The sequence below is a fragment of the Lysinibacillus sp. GbtcB16 genome (genome assembly GCF_019091145.1).
GTDB lineage: Bacteria > Bacillota > Bacilli > Bacillales_A > Planococcaceae > Lysinibacillus > Lysinibacillus fusiformis.
The window spans coordinates 17,258-33,741 of sequence record NZ_JAGXJV010000004.1; the positions used below are offsets into that span (position 1 = coordinate 17,258).

At 39.2% G+C, this 16,484-nt stretch carries 26 protein-coding genes; all 26 read right to left on the reverse strand.

All coding sequences use genetic code 11. The features are described 5' to 3' along the window. Positions 1 to 16: 16 nt before the first annotated feature. The 26 genes from rpmD to tuf all read right to left on the reverse strand — a co-directional run bounded on the left by rpmD (position 17) and on the right by tuf (position 16,421). Positions 17 to 199, reverse strand: coding sequence for a 50S ribosomal protein L30 (rpmD, locus tag KVT27_RS16200; RefSeq protein ID WP_004233668.1), 183 nt, complete (start codon positions 197 to 199; stop codon positions 17 to 19). A gap of 15 nt (positions 200 to 214) precedes the next feature. Continuing rightward, on the reverse strand, positions 215 to 718 hold the full coding sequence (rpsE, locus tag KVT27_RS16205) for a 30S ribosomal protein S5 (protein WP_008181711.1): 504 nt from the start codon (positions 716 to 718) through the stop codon (positions 215 to 217). Between the two features lie 21 nt (positions 719 to 739). Beyond that, on the reverse strand, positions 740 to 1,099 hold the full coding sequence (rplR, locus tag KVT27_RS16210) for a 50S ribosomal protein L18 (RefSeq protein ID WP_008181713.1): 360 nt from the start codon (positions 1,097 to 1,099) through the stop codon (positions 740 to 742). 32 nt (positions 1,100 to 1,131) lie between these two features. After that, positions 1,132 to 1,671, reverse strand: a complete 540-nt coding sequence (gene rplF / locus KVT27_RS16215) for a 50S ribosomal protein L6 (protein WP_008181715.1) — start codon at positions 1,669 to 1,671, stop codon at positions 1,132 to 1,134. A 30-nt stretch (positions 1,672 to 1,701) separates the two neighbouring features. Next, positions 1,702 to 2,100, reverse strand: coding sequence for a 30S ribosomal protein S8 (rpsH, locus tag KVT27_RS16220; RefSeq protein ID WP_008181717.1), 399 nt, complete (start codon positions 2,098 to 2,100; stop codon positions 1,702 to 1,704). Positions 2,101 to 2,129: 29 nt separating this feature from the next. Beyond that, complete coding sequence (locus tag KVT27_RS16225; protein WP_004233656.1) at positions 2,130 to 2,315, reverse strand: type Z 30S ribosomal protein S14; 186 nt, start codon at positions 2,313 to 2,315, stop codon at positions 2,130 to 2,132. Positions 2,316 to 2,336: 21 nt separating this feature from the next. Next, the gene (gene rplE / locus KVT27_RS16230; protein WP_008181719.1) at positions 2,337 to 2,876 is read right to left on the reverse strand and encodes a 50S ribosomal protein L5; all 540 of its coding nucleotides are present in this window, start codon (positions 2,874 to 2,876) and stop codon (positions 2,337 to 2,339) included. Between the two features lie 29 nt (positions 2,877 to 2,905). Next, positions 2,906 to 3,214, reverse strand: a complete 309-nt coding sequence (gene rplX, locus KVT27_RS16235) for a 50S ribosomal protein L24 (protein ID WP_004233652.1) — start codon at positions 3,212 to 3,214, stop codon at positions 2,906 to 2,908. A gap of 35 nt (positions 3,215 to 3,249) precedes the next feature. Next, positions 3,250 to 3,618, reverse strand: a complete 369-nt coding sequence (rplN, locus tag KVT27_RS16240) for a 50S ribosomal protein L14 (RefSeq protein WP_004233650.1) — start codon at positions 3,616 to 3,618, stop codon at positions 3,250 to 3,252. A gap of 42 nt (positions 3,619 to 3,660) precedes the next feature. Further along, a complete protein-coding gene (gene rpsQ, locus KVT27_RS16245; protein ID WP_008181723.1) occupies positions 3,661 to 3,924 on the reverse strand; it encodes a 30S ribosomal protein S17 in 264 nt (87 codons plus the stop codon). 18 nt (positions 3,925 to 3,942) lie between these two features. Then, positions 3,943 to 4,143, reverse strand: coding sequence for a 50S ribosomal protein L29 (rpmC, locus tag KVT27_RS16250; RefSeq protein WP_004233646.1), 201 nt, complete (start codon positions 4,141 to 4,143; stop codon positions 3,943 to 3,945). Next, entirely contained in the window at positions 4,133 to 4,567 is a 435-nt protein-coding gene (gene rplP / locus KVT27_RS16255; protein WP_025116437.1) for a 50S ribosomal protein L16, read from the reverse strand. Before rplP ends, rpmC begins: the two co-directional genes overlap by 11 nt. A gap of 1 nt (position 4,568) precedes the next feature. Continuing rightward, complete coding sequence (gene rpsC, locus KVT27_RS16260; RefSeq protein WP_025116438.1) at positions 4,569 to 5,222, reverse strand: 30S ribosomal protein S3; 654 nt, start codon at positions 5,220 to 5,222, stop codon at positions 4,569 to 4,571. A 3-nt stretch (positions 5,223 to 5,225) separates the two neighbouring features. Continuing rightward, complete coding sequence (gene rplV, locus KVT27_RS16265; protein WP_004233639.1) at positions 5,226 to 5,570, reverse strand: 50S ribosomal protein L22; 345 nt, start codon at positions 5,568 to 5,570, stop codon at positions 5,226 to 5,228. Between the two features lie 22 nt (positions 5,571 to 5,592). Further along, entirely contained in the window at positions 5,593 to 5,871 is a 279-nt protein-coding gene (rpsS, locus tag KVT27_RS16270; protein ID WP_008181911.1) for a 30S ribosomal protein S19, read from the reverse strand. Between the two features lie 60 nt (positions 5,872 to 5,931). Further along, a complete protein-coding gene (rplB, locus tag KVT27_RS16275) occupies positions 5,932 to 6,762 on the reverse strand; it encodes a 50S ribosomal protein L2 (protein WP_036121597.1) in 831 nt (276 codons plus the stop codon). 48 nt (positions 6,763 to 6,810) lie between these two features. Further along, entirely contained in the window at positions 6,811 to 7,095 is a 285-nt protein-coding gene (rplW, locus tag KVT27_RS16280) for a 50S ribosomal protein L23 (RefSeq protein WP_008181914.1), read from the reverse strand. After that, the gene (rplD, locus tag KVT27_RS16285; protein WP_025116440.1) at positions 7,095 to 7,718 is read right to left on the reverse strand and encodes a 50S ribosomal protein L4; all 624 of its coding nucleotides are present in this window, start codon (positions 7,716 to 7,718) and stop codon (positions 7,095 to 7,097) included. Before rplD ends, rplW begins: the two co-directional genes overlap by 1 nt. A gap of 26 nt (positions 7,719 to 7,744) precedes the next feature. After that, positions 7,745 to 8,374: a 50S ribosomal protein L3 gene (gene rplC, locus KVT27_RS16290; protein ID WP_036121600.1), complete on the reverse strand. Its 630-nt coding sequence runs from the start codon at positions 8,372 to 8,374 to the stop codon at positions 7,745 to 7,747. 46 nt (positions 8,375 to 8,420) lie between these two features. Continuing rightward, entirely contained in the window at positions 8,421 to 8,729 is a 309-nt protein-coding gene (gene rpsJ / locus KVT27_RS16295) for a 30S ribosomal protein S10 (protein ID WP_004233624.1), read from the reverse strand. Positions 8,730 to 9,073: 344 nt separating this feature from the next. Next, a complete protein-coding gene (locus KVT27_RS16300; protein WP_217581628.1) occupies positions 9,074 to 10,384 on the reverse strand; it encodes a Na+/H+ antiporter family protein in 1,311 nt (436 codons plus the stop codon). Between the two features lie 152 nt (positions 10,385 to 10,536). After that, entirely contained in the window at positions 10,537 to 12,516 is a 1,980-nt protein-coding gene (locus KVT27_RS16305) for an FtsX-like permease family protein (RefSeq protein WP_217581629.1), read from the reverse strand. Beyond that, positions 12,506 to 13,267, reverse strand: coding sequence for an ABC transporter ATP-binding protein (locus tag KVT27_RS16310; RefSeq protein ID WP_025116444.1), 762 nt, complete (start codon positions 13,265 to 13,267; stop codon positions 12,506 to 12,508). The genes KVT27_RS16305 and KVT27_RS16310 overlap by 11 nt, the downstream gene beginning before the upstream one ends. A gap of 96 nt (positions 13,268 to 13,363) precedes the next feature. Continuing rightward, positions 13,364 to 14,323 (reverse strand): sensor histidine kinase, encoded by a 960-nt coding sequence (locus tag KVT27_RS16315; protein ID WP_225316076.1) that lies wholly within the window; start codon positions 14,321 to 14,323, stop codon positions 13,364 to 13,366. 63 nt (positions 14,324 to 14,386) lie between these two features. Then, positions 14,387 to 15,076 carry a response regulator transcription factor gene (locus tag KVT27_RS16320; protein WP_008181776.1) on the reverse strand — a complete coding sequence of 230 codons (690 nt, stop codon included), beginning with the start codon at positions 15,074 to 15,076 and terminating at the stop codon, positions 14,387 to 14,389. A 157-nt stretch (positions 15,077 to 15,233) separates the two neighbouring features. Further along, positions 15,234 to 16,421: an elongation factor Tu gene (gene tuf, locus KVT27_RS16325; RefSeq protein WP_008181778.1), complete on the reverse strand. Its 1,188-nt coding sequence runs from the start codon at positions 16,419 to 16,421 to the stop codon at positions 15,234 to 15,236. Positions 16,422 to 16,484 lie beyond the last annotated feature (63 nt).

Sequence of the window (16,484 nt, forward strand, 5' to 3'; positions counted from 1 at the left end):
GTTCATTAATTAGAAATTAAATTTCTTTTACAGTAACTAAGTGAGCTACTTTATCAAGCATACCGCGAGTAGCTGCGTTATCAGCTTTCTCTACAGTTTGGTGTAATTTACGTAAACCTAGAGCTTCAACAGTTTTGCGTTGAGCAGGTTTAGTACCAATCACAGATTTAGTAAGGGTGATTTCTAATTTGTTAGCCATATTATCTTTCCCCCCTTATCCTAATATTTCTTCCACTGATTTACCACGTAATTTTGCTACGTCCTCTACGCGTTTTAATTCAGTTAAACCTTGAACAGTTGCACGCACCATGTTGATTGGTGTGTTAGATCCAAGAGATTTTGAAAGAATATCAGTAATACCAGCAAGTTCTAGTACTGCACGTACTGGACCACCAGCGATAACCCCTGTACCAGGAGCAGCAGGTTTAATTAGGATTTCTCCTGCACCGAAGCGACCAAGCACTAAGTGTGGAGTTGTTCCACCAACACGTGGCACTTCTACTAAGTTTTTCTTCGCATCTTCAACAGCTTTACGGATAGCATCTGGAACCTCTTGAGCTTTACCAGTACCGAAACCTACATGACCGTTTCTATCGCCAACAACAACAAGTGCTGTGAAGCGGAAGCGACGTCCACCTTTAACAACTTTAGCAACACGGTTAATAGTAACTACGCGTTCTTCAAGTTCTCCAAGTTTGTTTGCGTCAATTCGACTCATGAAATGTGTCCCTCCTTCTTATTAAAATTCTAAACCATTCTCACGTGCAGCTTCAGCTAAAGCTTTCACGCGTCCATGATATAAGTAACCACCACGGTCAAAAACTACAGCAGTAATATTTTTTTCCGCAGCGCGTTTCGCGATTGTTTCACCGATTTTTGATGCAGTTTCAACATTGCTACCAGCACCTTCAAAACCTTTTTCTTGAGAAGATGCGCTAACAATTGTTACGCCTGCTACGTCATCGATAAGTTGAGCGTAGATGTTCTTGTTAGAACGGAATACGTTTAAGCGTGGACGCTCAGCAGTACCCGAAATTTTAGAACGTACTCGCGCATGACGTTTTTTACGAACTTGATTTTTATCCTGTTTCGTAATCACAAGGGTCACTCCTTTCTAATGCTTAAGCAGCATTATTTACCTGTTTTACCTTCTTTACGACGAACGTATTCGCCTTCGTAACGGATACCTTTACCTTTATATGGCTCTGGTGGACGAACGTCACGGATGTTAGATGCTAGAGCACCAACGCGCTCTTTGCTGATACCTTTAATGATGATTTTAGTGTTAGAAGGAACTTCAATTTCAAGACCATCTTCAGGTGTGAACTCTACTGGGTGAGAGTAACCTACGTTAAGTACAAGTTTTTTGCCTTGTAATTGCGCACGGTAACCAACACCGATAAGTTCTAAAGCTTTTTCGAAACCTGCAGAAACTCCAGTAACCATGTTCGCTAGAAGCGCACGAGTAGTACCGTGGTTTGTGCGGTGTTCTTTTGATTCAGAAGGACGTGATACTGAGATTACGTTACCTTCTTGCTCAATTTTCATATCTTGGTGGAAAGAACGAACAAGTTCGCCTTTAGGACCTTTAACAGTAACAGTGTTGTCAGCTGCAACAGTAACAGTTACGTTAGCTGGTACCTCGATAATTTTTTTACCTACACGAGACATTTAGTTGCACCTCCATTCATTTATTGCTAATTACCAAACGTATGCTAGAACTTCGCCGCCAACTTGTTTAGCGCGAGCTTCTTTATCTGTTAATAAACCTTGTGAAGTTGACACTAAAGCGATACCAAGACCGTTCAGTACTTTAGGAACTTCATTTGTTTTTGCGTATACACGTAGACCAGGTTTAGAAATACGTTTTAAGCCAGTGATAACACGCTCGTTATCTTTACCGTATTTTAAGAAGATACGGATAATACCTTGCTTGTTGTCTTCCACGTATTCTACGTCACGTACGAAACCTTCACGCTTTAAAATTTCAGCGATTTCTTTTTTCACGTTGGAAGCTGGTACTTCTAACTTCTCGTGACGAACCATGTTCGCATTACGAATGCGAGTAAGCATATCTGCAATCGGATCAGTCATTGTCATTACATTTACCTCCTTCCCAAATTAGGGGATTACCAGCTGGCTTTTTTCACGCCAGGAATTTGTCCCTTATATGCAAGTTCTCGGAAACAAATACGGCAAAGTTTAAATTTGCGATATACAGAGTGTGGACGGCCACAGCGTTCACAACGTGTATATTCTTGCACTTTAAACTTTTGCTTACGTTGTTGTTTAACGATCATAGATTTTTTAGCCACGTTTTCGCCCTCCTTGTTTGATTACTTTTGGAACGGCATACCGAATTGTGTCAATAACTCGCGAGCTTCTTCGTCAGAGTTCGCTGTCGTTACGATCACGATGTCCATACCGCGTACTTTTGAAACTTTATCGTAATCGATTTCTGGGAAAATTAATTGCTCTTTAACACCTAGAGTGTAGTTACCGCGACCATCGAATGCTTTTTTAGAAACACCACGGAAGTCACGTACACGAGGAAGTGAGATTGAGATTAATTTGTCCAAGAATTCATACATACGCTCACCGCGTAATGTAACTTTAGCACCGATAGGCATACCTTCACGTAAACGGAAACCAGCGATCGATTTTTTCGCTTTAGTTACTACTGGTTTTTGACCAGTGATAATTGTTAATTCTTCTACAGCTGCATCTAATGCTTTAGAGTTTTGAACAGCATCACCAACACCCATGTTGATAACGATTTTGTCAACTTTCGGCAATTGCATAACTGATTTATATCCAAATTTGCTCATAAGAGCAGGAGAAACTTCGTTTAAATACTTTTCTTTTAGGCGGCTCATGTGTGTACCTCCCTTCTTTTATTTACTAATTAGTCGATTACTGCACCTGATTTTTTTGCAACACGAACTTTTTTACCGTTTTCGATTTTATAACCTACACGAGTCGGCTCGCCAGATTTAGGATCGATTAGCATTACGTTCGAAACGTGAATTGCAGCCTCTTGGCTTACAATCCCACCTTGTGGATTCAATTGGTTAGGTTTAACGTGTTTTTTCACGATATTAACACCTTCAACAAGAACGCGATCTTGTTTAGGGAAAGCAGCTAGGATTACTCCTTCTTTGCCTTTGTCCTTACCAGTGATAACCTTAACCTTGTCACCTTTTTTTACATGCATGCTGTCGCACCTCCTTGATTGGCACTATCATGAAATTAAAGAACTTCTGGAGCTAGAGAAACGATTTTCATGAAGTTGCTGTCACGTAATTCACGTGCAACAGGTCCGAAAATACGAGTTCCGCGTGGTGATTTATCATCACGAATAATTACACAAGCATTTTCATCAAATTTGATGTACGTACCGTCTTTACGACGAACGCCTGATTTAGTACGAACGATAACAGCTTTAACAACGTCACCCTTCTTGACAACGCCACCTGGTGTTGCTTTCTTAACTGTACAAACAACGATATCACCGATGTTAGCAGTTTTACGGCCAGAGCCACCAAGCACTTTAATTGTAAGAACTTCACGTGCACCTGAGTTGTCAGCAACTTTCATACGACTTTCTTGTTGGATCACTTAGGTTACCTCCCTTCGGAAATGGTTGTTCCGAAATAGTTATTAAATAATAACCGCTTTTTCTACAACTTCAACTAGACGGAAACGTTTAGTAGCTGATAGCGGGCGAGTCTCCATGATACGTACGATATCACCGATTTTCGCTTGGTTTTGCTCATCATGAGCTTTAAACTTTTTAGAGTATTTTACACGTTTACCGTAAAGCTTGTGCTTTTTGTGAGTTTCAACTAAAACAGTAACAGTTTTGTCCATTTTATCTGAAACAACGCGGCCCGTGTAAACTTTGCGTTGGTTACGCTCAGTCATACTTGAAAACCTCCTTTATCAGTTATTTGCACTGATTTCTCTTTCACGAATAACAGTTTTCATACGCGCGATTGCTTTACGCACTTCACGAATACGAGCTGTGTTTTCTAATTGACCAGTCGCCAATTGGAAGCGAAGGTTGAAAAGCTCTTCTTTCAGTGATTTCACTTTTAATTCAATTTCAGAAGTGGCAAGGTCACGGATTTCATTAGCTTTCATTAGATTCACCACCAGTTTCTTGACGTTTTACGATCTTACATTTAACAGGAAGCTTATGTGATGCTAAACGAAGTGCTTCACGTGCGATCTCTTCAGACACACCAGCGATTTCGAACATAATTTTTCCTGGTTTTACTACTGCTACCCAACCTTCAGGAGAACCTTTACCAGAACCCATGCGGACTTCTAGAGGTTTTTTAGTGTAAGGTTTATGTGGGAAGATTTTAATCCAAACTTTACCGCCACGTTTCATGTAACGAGTCATCGCGATACGTGCAGATTCGATTTGACGGTTAGTAATCCAGCTAGCTGTTTGAGCTTGTAAGCCCCATTCGCCGAAAGATACTTCCTTGCCGCCTTTCGCTTCGCCACGCATGTTTCCGCGGTGTTCACGACGGTATTTTACGCGTTTAGGCAATAACATATTATTTGCCTCCTTCCACAGATTTCTTCGTAGGAAGAACTTCACCACGGTAGATCCATACTTTAACGCCTAATTTACCGTAAGTAGTGTCAGCTTCTGCGTGTGCATAATCAATGTCAGCACGTAGAGTATGAAGTGGAACAGTTCCTTCACTATAGTGTTCAGCACGCGCGATATCAGCGCCACCTAAACGACCAGATACTTGTGTTTTAATTCCTTTTGCACCAGCACGGATTGTGCGTTGGATCGCTTGCTTTTGCGCACGACGGAATGATACACGGTTTTCTAATTGACGAGCGATGTTTTCAGCTACTAGACGAGCGTCAAGATCTGCACGTTTAATTTCAATGATGTTGATGTGTACACGTTTACCAGTTAACTCGCTAAGGTATTTACGAAGATTTTCAACTTCAGTACCACCTTTACCGATTACCATACCTGGTTTCGCAGTGTGAATTGTAATGTTTACACGGTTTGCAGCACGTTCGATTTCTACTTTAGAAACTGAAGCGTCTTTAAGAGCCGTTTCAATATATTTACGCACTTTGATGTCTTCGTGAAGTAGAGTTGCATAGTCTTTTTCAGCGTACCATTTTGACTCCCAGTCACGAATAATACCAACGCGTAGTCCTATTGGATGTACTTTTTGACCCACGGATTAACCCTCCTTCTTCTCAGATACCACTAGAGTGATGTGGCTTGTGCGTTTGTTAATTGCGCTTGCACGTCCTTGCGCACGTGGACGGAAACGTTTTAAAGTTGGACCTTCATCAACGAACACTTCAGAAACTACTAAAGAGTTGATGTCAAGATCGTAGTTGTGCTCAGCATTAGCAACTGCAGATTTTAATACTTTCTCAACGACTGGAGACGCCGCTTTTGGAGTATGACGTAAAATTGCAACTGCCTCACCAACTTGCTTGCCTCGGATTAAGTCTACAACTAGACGTACTTTGCGAGGAGCAATGCGTACTGTACGAGCGATAGCTTTAGCTTGTGTCATTAGGATTTACCTCCTCTCAAAATTAGCGTCTTGTTTTCTTGTCGTCTGCACCGTGACCTTTGTAAGTACGTGTCGGTGCGAACTCACCAAGTTTATGGCCTACCATATCTTCTGTTACGTATACAGGAACATGTTTACGTCCATCATATACAGCAATCGTTAAACCGATAAAGTTCGGGAAGATTGTAGAACGGCGTGACCAAGTTTTGATAACTTGTTTTTTCTCAGAAGCCTCTTGTACTTCCACTTTTTTCATTAAGTGGTCATCGACAAAAGGTCCTTTTTTCAAGCTGCGACCCATGTAGGAACCTCCCTCCGTGATTCCACCACGGCTCTCACATAGAACCGTAGTTTAACCACTTTATTTTTTACGACCACGGATGATAAATTTATCCGATTTGTTTTTCTTGTTTCGAGTTTTGTAACCAAGAGCTGGTTTACCCCAAGGAGTCATCGGTGATTTACGTCCGATTGGAGAACGTCCTTCACCACCACCGTGTGGGTGATCGTTAGGGTTCATTACAGAACCACGTACAGTTGGGCGTTTACCTAACCAACGGCTACGACCTGCTTTACCAATGTGTACAAGTTCGTGTTGTTCGTTACCAACTTGACCGATTGTAGCTCGGCAAGTAGCTAATACTAAGCGTACTTCACCAGATTGAAGACGTACGATTACGTATTTTCCTTCACGGCCAAGTACTTGAGCAGAAGTACCAGCAGAACGTACTAATTGTCCACCTTTACCAGGTTTTAACTCGATGTTATGGATAGTAGTACCCATTGGAATGTTTGCTAATGGTAATGCGTTACCTACTTTAATATCTGCATCTGGACCAGAAACGATTGTTTGACCAACCTCTAGACCTTTTGGTGCTAAGATGTAAGCTTTTGCTCCATCAGCGTAATTGATTAATGCGATATTCGCAGAACGGTTTGGATCATATTCAATAGTAGCAACTTTTGCCGGAATGCTATCTTTAACACGTTTGAAATCGATAACACGGTATTGCTTCTTATGACCACCACCATGATGACGAACAGTGATTTTACCTTGGTTGTTACGACCAGCTTTGCGTTTAGTTGGTTCAAGCAATGATTTCTCAGGCTTGTTAGTTGTAATTTCCGCAAAGTCTAATGACGTCATGTTACGACGACCATTAGAGGTAGGTTTATACTTTTTAATCGCCATTGTGTTTTCCCTCCTTCTTGAGTGTTCAAATCATAAATCCACTAGGGATTACATTTCGAATAATTCAATTTCTTTGCTATCAGCAGTTAATTTAACAATCGCTTTACGACGTTTGTTAGTGTAACCACCGTAACGGCCAACGCGTTTGAATTTACCTTTGTAGTTAAGAACGTTTACTTTCTCAACATTTACACCAAAGATTTCTTCTACAGCGTCTTTTACTTGAGTTTTGTTAGCGCGAGTGTCTACTTCGAAAGTATACTTTTTCTCTGCCATAAGTTCTGAAGAACGCTCAGTAATGACTGGACGTTTTAAAATATCACGTGCTTCCATTATCCAAGCACCTCCTCAACTTTTTCTACTGCAGATTTAGTGAATACAACTTTTTCGTGACCTAAAAGATCAAGAACGTTGATTCCATTTGCAGTTAAAACTGTTACACCAGGGATGTTACGAGCTGATAATGCTACGTTTTCATCTAGGTCAGCAGTTACGAATAAAGATTTTTTCTCTAAAGAAAGATCTTTAAGGATTTTTGTGAATTCTTTTGTTTTTGGTGCTGCTAGAGTTAGAGCATCAAGAACTAAGAAGTTTTGTTCTACTACTTTAGCTGATAAAGCAGATTTAAGAGCTAAGCGACGAACTTTTTTAGGTAATTTATAAGAATAGCTACGTGGAGTAGGACCGAATACGACACCACCGCCGCGCCATTGTGGAGAACGGATAGAACCTTGTCGAGCACGACCAGTTCCTTTTTGACGCCATGGCTTACGACCACCACCAGCAACTTCAGAACGGTTTTTAACCTTGTGATTACCTTGACGTAGAGAAGCGCGTTGAGCTACTACTGCGTCGAATAATACTGCTTCATTTGGCTCGATTCCGAAGATCGCATCGTTTAATTCGATTTCACCAACTGAAGCACCTGTTTGACTAAGTACAGATACTTTTGTCATTCCTGTTTCCTCCTTTCCTTAAGTGATTACTTAGCTTTAATTGCAGTTTTTACTGTAACTAGAGCTTTTTTAGAACCAGGAACATTACCTTTAACAAGTAGTAAGTTACGATCTGTATCAACTTTCACGACTTCTAAGTTTTGGATTGTAACTACAGTGCCACCCATTTGACCAGGTAATTTCTTTTGTTTAAATACGCGGTTCGGAGCAACTGGACCCATTGAACCAGGACGACGGTGGTAACGAGAACCGTGGGCCATAGGACCACGAGATTGTCCGTGGCGTTTAATTACACCTTGGAAACCTTTACCCTTAGTAACACCTGTTACATCAATTACATCGCCTTCTGCGAAAATTTCTACTTTGACTTCTTGACCAACTTCGTACTCTTCCACGTTCACGTTGCGGAATTCACGAATGAAGCGCTTAGGAGCAGTGTTCGCTTTTGCTACGTGACCTTGTTGTGGTTTGTTAGAAAGCTTAACGCGCTTATCTTCGAAACCAACTTGAATTGCTTCGTAGCCGTCTGTTTCAACAGTTTTCTTTTGAAGTACTACGTTTGGAGTAGCTTCGATAACTGTTACCGGGATTAAATCGCCGTTTTCAGCGAAAACTTGTGTCATACCAATTTTTCTACCTAAGATTCCTTTAGCCATTTGTCACACCTCCTGTAAGTTTTAAAAAGTTATATTGTTTTTACCATTAAAGTTTGATTTCGATATCAACGCCAGATGGTAAATCAAGTTTCATTAACGCATCAACAGTTTGTGGTGTTGGGTTAACGATATCGATCAGACGTTTATGCGTACGCATTTCGAACTGTTCACGAGAATCTTTGTACTTGTGAACCGCACGAAGAATTGTGTACACAGACTTCTCAGTTGGAAGTGGAATCGGACCTGATACACTTGCACCTGAACGTTTTGCAGTTTCCACAATTTTCTCAGCAGACTGATCTAAAATACGGTGATCATACGCTTTTAAACGAATACGAATCTTTTGTTTTGCCATTATTTTCCCTCCTTCTCGCCTATTTTCTAGACATTCTCCACGAAAATTTTCCCACACACCGCCATGGCAAAGCGGCCGGGTGTGTCGGCAACCTCTCGCTTCATCGCAGTCAAAGACCAACATTCAACATTATATACAATAAAAAAAGAATAAGCAAGTCTTTTCGCTAAATTCTTTTAAATGTTGCAGATATTCTTAGTACTACTATTACTTCGCTTTGTTAAGCCGTTTATTAGTATATAAAATTTCACTACATATTGCAACACCTAAGGTTATCAAGCAACAATGTCGAACATTTCAAATAACTATGAAGTCTTTTTAAATAGTAGTACCCCTTCTTACTTCTATAGAAAGAACACACATGCAATCCAACCAAATAGAATTAGTGGGATGTTAATGAATATAAAAGTAGGAACACAGGTATCCCAAATATGATGGTGTTGTCCATCTACATTTAATCCTGCTGTTGGCCCTAATGTAGAATCTGATGCTGGAGAGCCTGCATCGCCTAAAGCTCCTGCTGTACCTATTAAACAAAGGATCGCTAACGGGCTCATTCCTAACCCTTGTGCAAGAGGAACAAATAGTGTCGCGATAATTGGCACTGTGGCAAAGGAAGAGCCAATCCCCATTGTCACAACTAATCCTATGACTAACATAATAAATACCGCTAAACTTCTATTTCCTTTTAAAATAGTTATAGAGCTTGTAATTAAGCTATCCACATGTCCAGTAGCATTAATGACCGCAGCAAAGCCATTTGCGGCAATCATAACAAATCCTATAAAGGCCATCATCTTCATTCCTTCAGATAAAATGTCATCTGCCTCTTTCCATTTCAGCGCCCCTGTAAAATACATAACCATAATACCTGCAAAGGAACCAACAATCATAGAATCTGTTAACACTTGACCACATAATGATACGACTAATGCAAAGGCTGTGGAAAACATCACAAATTTGCTGACATTAACATGGAGTGAGTCAGCCTCTATTTCATTATTTTTATAATTCCTTGGCTTGCGATATACAATAAAGGCTGTAAATAGTCCAACCAACATACCTAGCACTGGAATCGCCATTGCCACAGGAACATCACGTGAGGATACTACCATCCCAGCCTCAGACACCTGTGTAGCAACGATATCTTGAAAGATCGCTCCAAAGCCAGCTGGTACAAAGCTATACGTACCGATTAAGCCCACTGCAATTAAAGTTGCCACTAGACGTCGATCGACCTCTAGCATATTTAAAATTTTTAAAACAGGAGGAATCAATAGTGGAATAAAGGCGATATGAATAGGTATGACATTTTGAGATAAAATGGACATCAAGAAAATAAGGAAAAAAATTAAGACCTTCACTAAACCTTTACGATTACTTTCACTATTTAAAATCTTTAGCATCCCCGTAATCATCAATTCAGGTATCCCTGTTTTGGCAATGGCGATGGCAAAGGCGCCAAGTAAGCCATAACTTAATGCAATCGTTGCACCTGCCCCTAACCCTTCTGTAAATGATTCTACTGTCGCCTCAATGCTCATTCCGCTTGTAAGGCCGCCTACAAACGCTCCTAACACTAAAGAAAGAACGACATTGATGCGAAGTAGGCTTAATATTAACATGACGGCTACTGCCACTATTACTGCATTCATTGTTACACTCACTTTCATACACTAAATTACTAACATGTTAAAGATTATTATTCTGATAATTGAAAGTCAAGGTTTTTCATCGTTCGAAGCAATAAAAAAACAGTATGATCTATTTAGCATCACACTGTTTCTATGTTTTACTTATTTAATTGTTACAATGATTCTCGAACGACTTTTTTATAATAGCCTACCGACAAAATGGCAAAAATCGTATACAACGCTATATAACAGCACATTGCAATCCACAAGGGTGCCGTTAACTCTGTACCAAATAAAAACCATCCTGATTTAACAGCAAAATAACTATGCAATAGTCCAATAATTAAAGGGACTCCAAAATTAAAGGCTTGTTTCATATATATGCCTCTCATAATATCTTTTTCTGCAAAGCCAATTTTTCTGAGGATTGTATAGGAACCACGCTCTTCCTCTGCCTCGGACATTTGTTTGAAGTACAGAATGCTACCAGTTGTCATTAAGAAGGCTAATCCTAAAAAGGCAGTTGTAAAAATAGTGAGACCTAATGATTCAATATTATCTTTACGTTTCTCTTCATATGAAGATTGAGTATATTGCTGTGTTTTACCTTCATGATCTTTAGTTATAATCACCCCGGCATTTGTCTGTACATATAATTTCTCTGCCATTATTAAGTCTTCTTTTGAATTGATAGTAATAGATGATTGTTGATGCCAAGGGTAATGCTCTGATTGCATAGTTAGACTTTTAAACATGTCATCTGTTATAACAAAGATGGGCCCACCACCTCCAGCTGTAACAATACCACTTATAATACTTTTATCGTGTACTTCTACAACATGAAAAGTTTCTTCAAGCTCCCCTGCAGATACTACTACCTCACGATCTTTCTCTAATGGGAACATCTCAGCCATATACCCACCATAGTTTGTTAAAATCACTTCGTTCCCTGATAGCGAGGCTTCTGGAACGCTCTTCTTATAATCAGAAAGTGGAATCGTATAAATTGTTCCTTCCATATCATATAAAGGATTATCCTGCTGCTTTTTAGACATTAATTGTCCTACGGAGGCTGTTACTCCTTGCAAACGATAATCTACCTTATCATAGACTATGTTATTTTCCTCTAACGCATGTAAGAAAGACATCCCCTGCTCTTCTAGCAAGATAAAATCACCTGGTACTTGACTATATGCCGATGCTTCTGAGGAATAGTAGGAGATATAGGATAATGTCGTCACTCCTAGAGATACACCTGTTAATACGGTTATAAGCGTTAATGACTTAGCGTTGCTCTTCATACGATGCATAATAGGCGTTAATGCCAATACATCCTGGATGGAAAGATGCCCTTTTTTCTTTAAGCGAATTGTATTCATAATAAACGCTACCGAGAATCGAAAGACCAGAAATGTTCCACCAATTGTAGTAGCTAGAATAATGATCATATTAATAAATAGGTTACCGGCTGATTCAATATCAAACAACTTTGTTGAAGCATAGTAACCATAAACAATTAAAACTAGCCCCATAAAGCCTATGGCCATTTGTAATGTACTAAAACGTCTTACACGTTCATCTGCTTGTTTAGCTGCGGTAAATAATGATAGTAAAGAAACGCGATGGATCATCCAGGCCATTTGTATAAGGACAATCAACAAAAGTATCGTAAATACAATCACGGATTGCTGTAATGCCTGCGTACTAAATGTCATGGATACAAGAGCTTCTTTCTCAAGTACACGCAATAAAATCATTGCAAACACACGTGAACTAAAGAAACCGGCCAACATACCTAAAATTACAGCTCCGACAAATAGTAGAATATTTTCGATTGCTAATAGGCGTACAATCAATCCCTTGGTCATGCCAATCAATTGGTACAAGCCTATCTCCTTACTACGACGCTTCATAAATAAATGATTGGCGTACAAGACGAAGAACAAGACGATAAAATATAAAATATAAGTTGCTGCTTTGAATCCAGCCGTCGCCGTTCCACTCATTTGAACAGCATCCCATACTGCAGAATTATTTTGTAATGTTACAAAGGAAAAATATAAAGTAACGCTAAAAATAAGCGCAAAAAAATATAAATAGTAGTGCTTCATATTTTTCTTCATGCTTCTTAACACTAGCTTACTAAGACTCATAACCATCACCGCCTAGCACACTTTGCGTATGCATGATTTCCTGGAAAAAAGCCTGTCTTGTTTTATCCCCTTTATAAAGCTCACTATAAATAAGACCATCCTTTAAAAATAAAACACGTGTACAGAAACTTGCAGCTACTGCATCATGCGTAACCATCATGATTGTCGCTTCTTTTGTCTCATTAATATTTTGTAGATTTTGAAGCAAGGCTGTCGCTGATTTGGAATCTAATGCCCCAGTAGGCTCATCTGCAAATACCAATGATGGATTTGTAATAAGTGCACGCGCAGCGGAAGTACGCTGTTTTTGACCTCCGGATATTTCATTGGGATATTTATTTAAAATTTCTGTTATGCCTAGTAAGGATGTTAGCTCTTTTACACGGCTTTCAGCAACTGCTTTAGGCAATTTACTGATTGCTAAGGGGAGAAGAATATTTTCCTTTACGGTTAATGTATCTAATAAATTATAATCTTGAAATATGAAACCTAATTGCTCTCTACGGAAGTTGGCCAAAGCCTTTTCCTTCATTCCCCGTAAATTATGACCGTTTATTTCGATGACTCCTTCTGTTGCAAAGTCGATTGAACATAAGACATTTAAAAGTGTTGTTTTTCCTGAGCCAGAAGGTCCCATAATACCTACAAATTCACCTTTACTCACTTCCAAATCAATACCCTTTAACACTTCCTGAGCCGTTGATTTCTTTCCATAAACTTTTTTTATTTTACGACCAATTAACACTGTCACTTATAAACGCCCCTCTCTATATTCCAAGTGTACCCTGTTGCACCTATTCATTCGTGTGTTTTACATGACAATATAAAAAGGTAGGTGACATTTTCGTCATCTACCTGTTAGTTTGACATATTCATTTTGTAATGGGAACCGTAGCGTAAATAATGAACCCTCACCTACATTCGATTGAACATTTATACGGATACCTATTTTTTGCGCGACATTATATGCTAAGTAAAGACCCATACCAGTAGACTGAGTAGATTCTCTCCCTACGTTACCTGTATATGACTTTTGAAAAATTCTAGGTAAATCCTCCGAGGGTATACCAATACCTATATCTTTAATATGTAATAAAGTCGCACCTGTTGGGTCAAGTTCAGTAAAAATCGTTACCTCTGAATTGGCTGAACTATATTTTATGGCGTTCGAGAGAATTTGCCGTACAATAAATGCTAGCCATTTACCATCCGTCATCACCTTTTCAGTCAGTTCATCTATTTCAAAACCAATTCCCTTTTCTATACACCAGGCTTGCATAGCTCGAATCTCTTTATAAACAATTGGTTTCAACTCAATTTCGGTTAAATAATTGTCCTTTTCTATAGAAGTAAGTCTAGTTTGGTGCAGCTGTTGATCAACTAACAGATGTAGTCTTAACCATTCATTTTCTAATTTTCGACGTGTGGATAAATCCTCTACATGGTCTAACATTAGATTTATAGTTGTTAAAGGTCCTTTTACTTCATGAACCCATGCCAGCAACTCATCTGAATACTCTTGGAGCTGCACTTTGGCCTGATTCAATTCCATATTCTTCTCATGAAAGACATCCTCTATTTTTCGAAAGCCCACTTCTTGAAAAGGTGATAATGATAAGCTACTTTTATGTGCTTCATCAAGATGACCATCCATATTTCCCAGGAAATCATTTAATTTCCCAACTTCAGCGATAAAGCGCCATACGAAAAAGAGTGCGAAACTAACAAGCAAACTAACATTTACATACCAAATAGACACACTATTTAAACCAACATCTAAAGAAAATAGCACGTTTAATAGTACCATTATAAATCCAAAAAAACCGATCCATGCAAAGCGCTCTTTTATAAATAATAGTAACAAATTAGTTCACGTCCCTTGGGTTACTGCTATATAGCCAAGTCCCTTTTTGGTTAGAATCACTTCATGTAAGCCAATATCCTCTAACTTTGCGCGTAAACGGTTAACATTCACCGATAACGTATTATCGTTTACAAAACGTTCATCATCCCACAGTTTTCGCATTAGTTCATCTCTTGAGACGATATGATTAGCCTGTTCCACTAAGATGCGCAATATAAAGAGTTCATTTTTTGTTAAGGAAGCTATAGCTCCATCACACATAATTTCACTCCTTGCATAATCAATAACGGCTTCGTTAAAGCGTGTAACATCCATCTTTGCTTCAACATAGTCATATGTTCTTCGTAAAATAGCCTGTGCTTTGGCGAGTAATACTTCCATATGAAAGGGTTTTTGTATAAAATCATCTGCCCCCATTTGCATAGCCATCACCATATCCATTGGATGATCTCGCGAGGATAGAAAAAGGATTGGCACATTGGAGAGATGACGAATTTCTCGACACCAATGAAAGCCATCATAGGCAGGCAACTGAATATCAATTAGCACAAGATGTGGCTTCACTTCTATAAAATCATCCATCACCTTTTGAAAATTTTTAGGTCCAACAACTTGTAATGACCATTGTGCAAAACGTTCTTCAATCATACTAAATATCGACGGATCATCTTCTATCAGTAAAATTTTCATCTCCATATTCAAATCCCTTTCTGCTTAATTATTTAACCTAGATGACATGCTCGCTGTTATGTATTCATACACTAATTAAAACATTAATTACTTTTATTTTAACATAAAAAACCAATCTGTAAGCGTCCCTACAGATTGGTTTGACTATTAGCGAAAGCTAAAATTATTTTTGGATAGAAGCAACTACGCCAGCGCCTACAGTACGGCCACCCTCACGGATAGAGAATTTAGTACCTTCTTCAAGAGCGATTGGAGCGATAAGTTCAACTGTCATTTCGATGTTATCACCAGGCATTACCATTTCAACGCCTTCTGGTAAGTTACAGATACCTGTTACGTCAGTTGTACGGAAGTAGAACTGAGGACGGTAGTTAGAGAAGAATGGAGTATGACGGCCACCCTCTTCTTTTGATAAAACATAAACTTCAGCTTTGAAGTTAGTGTGTGGAGTAATTGAACCTGGTTTAGCTAATACTTGACCACGTTGGATTTCTTCACGAGCAACACCACGAAGTAAAGCACCGATGTTGTCACCAGCTTCAGCATAGTCTAATAATTTACGGAACATTTCTACACCAGTTACAGTAGTAGATTTAGCTTCTTCAGCGATACCGATGATTTCAATTACGTCACCAACTTTAACTTGACCACGTTCAACACGGCCAGTTGCAACTGTACCACGACCAGTGATAGAGAATACGTCCTCTACTGGCATCATGAATGGTTTGTCAGTTTGACGTTCTGGAGTTGGGATGTAAGAATCTACAGCGTCCATTAATTCAACGATTTTTTCTTCCCATTCTGCTTCGCCTTCAAGAGCTTTAAGAGCAGAACCTTTGATTACAGGAATATCGTCACCTGGGAAGTCATATTCAGATAGTAGGTCACGGATTTCCATTTCTACTAATTCTAATAATTCTTCGTCATCAACCATATCACATTTGTTCATGAATACTACTAAGTATGGAACACCTACTTGACGAGATAAAAGGATGTGTTCACGAGTTTGTGGCATTGGGCCATCAGCAGCAGATACTACTAAGATACCGCCGTCCATTTGTGCAGCACCAGTGATCATGTTTTTAACATAGTCAGCGTGTCCTGGGCAGTCAACGTGTGCATAGTGACGAGTTTCAGTTTCGTATTCTACGTGAGAAGTATTGATTGTGATACCACGCTCTTTTTCTTCAGGAGCGTTATCGATGTCAGCGTATGATTTAGCTGTACCACCCATTTTTTTAGAAAGAACTGTAGCGATTGCAGCAGTTAAAGTAGTTTTACCATGGTCAACGTGTCCGATTGTACCAATGTTAGCATGCGTTTTAGAACGGTCAAATTTTTCTTTAGCCATTAGAGATTGCCTCCTCAAAATTATATGTTTTATTTTTGAAATTTATAGAATGAATGCTGATAG

Excerpts from the sequence above, each read along its gene's own strand:
- rpmD (WP_004233668.1), bottom strand. The coding sequence starts at position 199 with ATGGCTAACAAATTAGAAATCACCCTTACTAAATCTGTGATTGGTACT.
- rpsE (WP_008181711.1), bottom strand. The coding sequence starts at position 718 with ATGAGTCGAATTGACGCAAACAAACTTGGAGAACTTGAAGAACGCGTA.
- rplF (WP_008181715.1), bottom strand. The coding sequence starts at position 1,671 with ATGTCTCGTGTAGGTAAAAAAATTATCGAGGTACCAGCTAACGTAACT.
- rpsH (WP_008181717.1), bottom strand. The coding sequence starts at position 2,100 with ATGACAATGACTGATCCGATTGCAGATATGCTTACTCGCATTCGTAAT.
- rplE (WP_008181719.1), bottom strand. The coding sequence starts at position 2,876 with ATGAGCCGCCTAAAAGAAAAGTATTTAAACGAAGTTTCTCCTGCTCTT.
- rplX (WP_004233652.1), bottom strand. The coding sequence starts at position 3,214 with ATGCATGTAAAAAAAGGTGACAAGGTTAAGGTTATCACTGGTAAGGAC.
- rpsQ (WP_008181723.1), bottom strand. The coding sequence starts at position 3,924 with ATGACTGAGCGTAACCAACGCAAAGTTTACACGGGCCGCGTTGTTTCA.
- rpmC (WP_004233646.1), bottom strand. The coding sequence starts at position 4,143 with ATGAAAGCTAATGAAATCCGTGACCTTGCCACTTCTGAAATTGAATTA.
- rplP (WP_025116437.1), bottom strand. The coding sequence starts at position 4,567 with ATGTTATTGCCTAAACGCGTAAAATACCGTCGTGAACACCGCGGAAAC.
- rplV (WP_004233639.1), bottom strand. The coding sequence starts at position 5,570 with ATGACACAAGCTAAAGCTATCGCTCGTACAGTACGCATTGCTCCTCGC.
- rpsS (WP_008181911.1), bottom strand. The coding sequence starts at position 5,871 with ATGGGTCGCAGCTTGAAAAAAGGACCTTTTGTCGATGACCACTTAATG.
- rplB (WP_036121597.1), bottom strand. The coding sequence starts at position 6,762 with ATGGCGATTAAAAAGTATAAACCTACCTCTAATGGTCGTCGTAACATG.
- rplW (WP_008181914.1), bottom strand. The coding sequence starts at position 7,095 with ATGGAAGCACGTGATATTTTAAAACGTCCAGTCATTACTGAGCGTTCT.
- rplD (WP_025116440.1), bottom strand. The coding sequence starts at position 7,718 with ATGACAAAAGTATCTGTACTTAGTCAAACAGGTGCTTCAGTTGGTGAA.
- rplC (WP_036121600.1), bottom strand. The coding sequence starts at position 8,374 with ATGGCTAAAGGAATCTTAGGTAGAAAAATTGGTATGACACAAGTTTTC.
- rpsJ (WP_004233624.1), bottom strand. The coding sequence starts at position 8,729 with ATGGCAAAACAAAAGATTCGTATTCGTTTAAAAGCGTATGATCACCGT.
- KVT27_RS16300 (WP_217581628.1), bottom strand. The coding sequence starts at position 10,384 with ATGAATGCAGTAATAGTGGCAGTAGCCGTCATGTTAATATTAAGCCTA.
- KVT27_RS16305 (WP_217581629.1), bottom strand. The coding sequence starts at position 12,516 with ATGAGTCTTAGTAAGCTAGTGTTAAGAAGCATGAAGAAAAATATGAAG.
- KVT27_RS16315 (WP_225316076.1), bottom strand. The coding sequence starts at position 14,323 with ATGGTACTATTAAACGTGCTATTTTCTTTAGATGTTGGTTTAAATAGT.
- KVT27_RS16320 (WP_008181776.1), bottom strand. The coding sequence starts at position 15,076 with ATGGAGATGAAAATTTTACTGATAGAAGATGATCCGTCGATATTTAGT.
- tuf (WP_008181778.1), bottom strand. The coding sequence starts at position 16,421 with ATGGCTAAAGAAAAATTTGACCGTTCTAAAACGCATGCTAACATTGGT.